Source organism: Actinoplanes nipponensis (genome assembly GCF_016862275.1).
Lineage (GTDB): Bacteria > Actinomycetota > Actinomycetes > Mycobacteriales > Micromonosporaceae > Actinoplanes > Actinoplanes nipponensis.
Genome location: NZ_BOMQ01000117.1, coordinates 1 through 932, shown reverse-complemented (window position 1 = coordinate 932; position 932 = coordinate 1). Strand labels below are relative to the sequence as shown.

Sequence of the window (932 nt, the reverse complement as noted above, 5' to 3'; positions counted from 1 at the left end):
CTAGGCCGTGTCCTGCCGATCATCGAAGCCAGATCAGAGCCGCGATGAGCAGCAGAGATGAGCGGTAGAGAGCAGCGCGTTTGGCATAGCGGGTGGCCAGGTCTCGCCATTGCTTGAACCGGTTGAAGCAGCGTTCCACGACGTTTCGCTGACGGTAGATCTCCTTGTCGAACGACGGCGGTCGTCCGCCGAGGTTGCCTCGGGCAGCCCGGCGGGCGACCTGGTCAGATCGTTCGGGGATCGTGTGGGCGATCCCGCGGCGGCGCAGCCCGTTGCGAGTCGGGTCGTACGCGTAGGCCTTGTCCGCGATCAGCATGTCCGGCCTCTTACGCGGCCGGCCAGGCCCGCCCTGGTGAACCCGGATCGCGTCCAGCAACGCGAATAGCTGCGGGTTATCGCCGGACTGGCCCGGCGTGAGCAGGACTGACAACGGCCGGCCCCGACCGTCGACGGCGAGATGGATCTTGGTGCTCAACCCGCCCCTCGAGCGGCCCAGCGCTTCACCGTCCGCCGCCGGTACGGCGATACCGCCGGCAGATCCCCCTTTTTGCGGGCTCCAGCGGCGTGCTGATGGGCACGCACAACGCTGGAGTCCACGCTGATGACCCACTCGACCGACTGGCCGTCGTCGTAGACCCGAGCCTTATCCAGGATCCGGTCCCAGGTGCCGTCATCAGTCCAGCGCCGCAGCCGTTCGTGGCAGGTCTTCCAGGGGCCGTAACGCTCCGGTAGATCTCGCCACGGAGCCCCGGTCCATAGCTTCCATAAGATCCCGTTGATCACCTGACGGTGATCACGCCACCGTCCTGACCGGCGACCCGGCTCCGGCAGCAGCGGTGCGATCACCGCCCACGCCTTGTCCGTCAGTTCACCACGCCCAACACCCGACACATCAACCAGAACTGATCAACTGATCGGCAGGACACGGCCTA

Annotated in this window: 1 protein-coding gene; it reads right to left on the bottom strand. The window is 66.2% G+C overall.

All coding sequences use genetic code 11. The features are described from left to right. Positions 1-19: 19 nt before the first annotated feature. A protein-coding gene (locus Ani05nite_RS40705; RefSeq protein WP_203777570.1) for an IS5 family transposase occupies positions 20-891 on the bottom strand; the annotation gives its coding sequence in 2 pieces (ribosomal slippage) (positions 20-525 and positions 525-891; 873 coding nt in all). Positions 892-932 lie beyond the last annotated feature (41 nt).